A 3,210-nucleotide genomic window follows, 5' to 3' on the forward strand; every position below is an offset into this window, starting at 1 on the left:
CGTTCAAACTGTCGACCGACCCGTTGTTCGTGGAGAAGGTCTACGACGTCGTGGGCTTGTACTTCAACCCGCCCGAGGGTGCGGTCGTGCTGTCGCAGATCAAGGCCCTGGACCGATCCCAGCCGGTGCTGCCGATAATGCCGGGCATGCCCGAGCGGCGCACCCACGACTACGTGCGCAACGGCCTGACCACGCTGTTCGCCGCGTTCGCCTTCAATACCTGCCCCACACCCTCGACGGCTTCACAGCCGGCACCGGCCTCACCCTCGACACCCCAGCCTCACCTTGAAACGCCGAAGTCAGTAACGGCCTGCACGGATGGTGGCAAGGATCTGCTTGGCGTAGTTGCCACGGACCCTGTTGTCTGTCACAAGTCTTGTCACCACGACGTCGATTTCCTCTCCGATTGCTCCAGCAGCCACGGCGACATTGCGCGCGTGGAGTGACATATGGCCTCGCTGTATGCCATCGGTAGCCAAGGCTCGGACCGCGGCCAGGTTCTGGGCCAGGCCGACAGCGGTTGCGATTTCGGCGAGTTCCCGAGCAGTGGAAACACCGAGAAGGGCTAATGCGGTTTGCGCGGCTGGGTGCACCTTGGTGGCGCCTCCCACGATACCGATCGCCATCGGAAGCTCCAGGACGCCCACGAGGTTGCCGGCGGCATCCCTCTCGAAATGAGAAAGGGACGTGTATGTGCCGCGTTCGCTGATTGCGTGAGAGTGGGCGCCAGCTTCCACGGCACGGGTGTCATTGCCGGTTGCCAATGCGACGGCGGTGATGCCGTTGAGGATTCCCTTGTTATGAGTAGCAGCTCGATACGGATCCGCCTCCGCTAGAGCTGCCGCATGCATAATGTCGCCCACTACATGAGGTCCCCCAAGTGTTTCGGAGGTGAATACTGCACGCGCACGGCATAGGCGGAGGTCAGTTTTGTTACTGAGGATCCGCAGTAGCGTTCTGCCTTGGGCGATTTGGCCGACCCGCCTCGCGATGGTCTCTGCCATCGTATTGACGACATTGGCGCCCATCGCATCACACACTGCCACGATCAAGTGGAGAACTACATACGTGCCGAGATGGGATTCCACCAGGCGCACGGAAACATCCCGTGCTCCACCGCCGCGAATGATCAATTGCTGTTGATCCTTGTTGGCTAGTGTGATGAGTTCATCTCGGGCTTCTAGTAATCGTATTCGTGCAGCGCGCGGATCAGCAACGTCAAGCACCTGAACTTGTGCATGCATGAGCGGTTCAGTGCTGGATGTAGTGAATCCGCCAGCGGCACGCGCGATGCGGGCCGCGTTGCTGGCCGCAGCGACCACCGATGGCTCCTCGGTTGCCATCGGCACCAAAATATCTCGCCCGTTGATGGTGAAGTTCGTTGCGATACCGACCGGGATTCCGAGAACGCCGATCACGTTCTCGGACATGCGGTCAGCCTGCTCCACGGTGAGGCCATTTTCGGGATCTAGAACTTTAAGGAGCTCCGGTTCGACTCCTGCACTCATCGCTACGAGGCTACGTCGCTTGGTGATGGGTAGATCTTTCAGGCCGGAAATTCGACTATTGACTACCAATGATCCTGTCCTGTCTATGGTGATATGCGTCATTGCTTGGCTGAGGGGATGAAATATGGGCTTCGGTAGTCCCAGGATTAACTCGAACTTCCTAGTGGCTTGATGTCTGCGGAGGGCGGTATAAAGCGGGAGGGGCGATCGGAGCTGTGAAACTATTTTCGAACGAGCGTGGTCTCTATATGGCCGGTTCGGCGCTTGGCTGCAATGCTGGGATTTGAAGTGGCGGCGGTGCAGCACACGAGAGTCATACGGTCTGCGCCAGCTAATCCCACGGCAAAACAGGGTTGGGAAGTTTGCACCATGTCCAAGACTCGGCCTGCGCGATCGACGAGGACGGCGCCGCCGCGGACAGGGTCGGATACCCAGATGGCATCGTTGCTGTCGGCGCAGATGCCGTCGGGCCGTATGCCGCCGCCGTCGGCTCCCGCATGTCGGAGATCAGCCCATATGCGCCTGTCGGTGAGGGAGCCATCAGCGTAAACGGTGAACGCGGTAAGCCGCATGCCCACGGTCTCGGCGACGATTAAGGTGCTATCAGAGAGTTGTGTCATGCCGTTTGGAAACGCGAGCCCCCGGGCGGCCATATGAACGCTTCCGTCACGATCGACACGGATGAGTGGCGCGGTCGGCGGGTCAGCATCGGGCCCGAACAGCGGGTCGGCGGCAGGATCGGCGTCGACCAGTGCATAGAAGTCAAATCCGAAGCAGCCCACCCAGGCACGGCCTTGGCCATCGACGAGCATGTCATTGGCTGCGCCGAGGGCTACTGAGCTTAAGTCGGCATGCGGTACGAGTGCACCATTCGGCTCGAGTCGCAGTAGCAGTTGGTCTCGCATGGAGACAACCAGCATTCGGCCGTCGGGCAGCCACCCAATTCCCGATGGCTGCCCCGGGATCTTCGCGACAATGGTGCGCTTTTTAGTTTTGAGGTCGATTCGCAATACCTCGTGCGCATAGAAGTCAGAGACATAGAGAGCGTCATCTGGCCCCCAGGAAGGGGCTTCAGCGAAGTGCAGATCTTTCAGGATGACGGTTGTCTGGCGGCTACCCCAACCGGCGGTCATTTGTTCCCCACTTTACTTGATCACGCTTGAGTGCCTGACGCTACTCGATCGACATATCCATGAATTCAATGATCGACAGGCACAGGCGGGGGCACGCCCCGGTTGACGGCGGAGACGACCGCCTTCAGGGAGGCGCGGGTGATGTTGGCGTCGATGCCGATGCCCCAGAGCACCGTGTCGCCGATCGCGCACTCGATGTACGAGGCGGCCTGGGCGCCAGCGCCCTCGCTCATCGCGTGTTCGGTGTAGTCCAGCAGTCGGGCGTCCACGCCCACCGAGGCCAGAGCGTCGAAGACCGCCGAGATCGGGCCGTTGCCGGTGCCTGTCAGGATGGTCTCCGCACCATCCACGACCGCCTCGATGGTCAAGGTGTTCCTGCTGTCGCTGCTGGTCGAGGCCTGTATGGAGCGTAGGGCGACGCGGCCGCGGGCGTTGTCGGGGGCCAGGTACTCGTCCTCGAAGATCTCCCAGATCTCCTTCGGGGTGACCTCGCCGCCCTCGGCGTCCGTCTTCGCCTGGATGAGCTTCGAGAACTCGATCTGCATCCGGCGCGGCAGGTCCAGCTTGTG

General features: G+C 60.9%; 3 protein-coding genes and 2 pseudogenes. 2 read left to right on the plus strand and 3 right to left on the minus strand.

All coding sequences use genetic code 11. The annotated features are described in order from the left end of the window. Positions 1–206, plus strand: a pseudogene (locus ACWCQK_RS42175) (IS630 family transposase); the annotation flags it as partial. Next, positions 200–289, plus strand: a pseudogene (locus ACWCQK_RS42180) (transposase); the annotation flags it as partial. The pseudogenes ACWCQK_RS42175 and ACWCQK_RS42180, both read left to right, overlap by 7 nt. Before the next feature lie 10 nt (positions 290–299). Here ACWCQK_RS42180 and ACWCQK_RS42185 read toward each other — a convergent pair. From ACWCQK_RS42185 to ACWCQK_RS42195, 3 genes are all read right to left on the minus strand, one after another. Further along, positions 300–1,610, minus strand: coding sequence for a hydroxymethylglutaryl-CoA reductase, degradative (locus ACWCQK_RS42185; RefSeq protein WP_451164546.1), 1,311 nt, complete (start codon positions 1,608–1,610; stop codon positions 300–302). A 119-nt stretch (positions 1,611–1,729) separates the two neighbouring features. Then, the gene (locus ACWCQK_RS42190; RefSeq protein WP_451164548.1) at positions 1,730–2,641 is read right to left on the minus strand and encodes an SMP-30/gluconolactonase/LRE family protein; all 912 of its coding nucleotides are present in this window, start codon (positions 2,639–2,641) and stop codon (positions 1,730–1,732) included. A gap of 65 nt (positions 2,642–2,706) precedes the next feature. Then, positions 2,707–3,210 (minus strand): alpha-isopropylmalate synthase regulatory domain-containing protein (locus ACWCQK_RS42195; protein ID WP_451164550.1); only part of this gene is annotated, 504 nt, incomplete at its 5' end.

Source organism: Streptomyces sp. NPDC002306 (genome assembly GCF_053593435.1).